We start from the raw sequence: 255 nt of genomic DNA, 5'->3' as shown, positions 1-255 counted from the left end.
CGGCTTTCCATTGATATTCACTATATCGGACAAATGACTGATATTGCCGTTCCGGTTGATGCGCCGCTTCCCTTGGATCGTGCCGCGATCAAGGATCTGATGGCAACGTTCCGGAAACTCTATGACAGGAACTATGGTTCAGGCGCCAGTTCTCCTGCTTCGCCGATAGAATTGGTGAATGCACGGGCCGATGTTCTGATCCCACTGCCGTCTAAATATCAACCAGTCGAACTGCCGGTTGCAGATCGCGATCCA

Annotated in this window: 1 protein-coding gene; it reads left to right on the top strand. The window is 51.8% G+C overall.

Annotation, left to right across the window (positions count from 1 at the left end; genetic code table 11):
- The coding region (locus ACOSDM_RS20350; RefSeq protein ID WP_420726358.1) for a hypothetical protein at nt 1-255 on the top strand (255 nt) is incomplete at both ends.

The sequence above is a fragment of the Hwanghaeella sp. LZ110 genome, from assembly GCF_048892525.1.
In the GTDB taxonomy this organism is placed as follows: domain Bacteria; phylum Pseudomonadota; class Alphaproteobacteria; order UBA8366; family Aestuariispiraceae; genus Pacificispira.
This window is presented reverse-complemented; position numbering and strand designations above follow the sequence as displayed.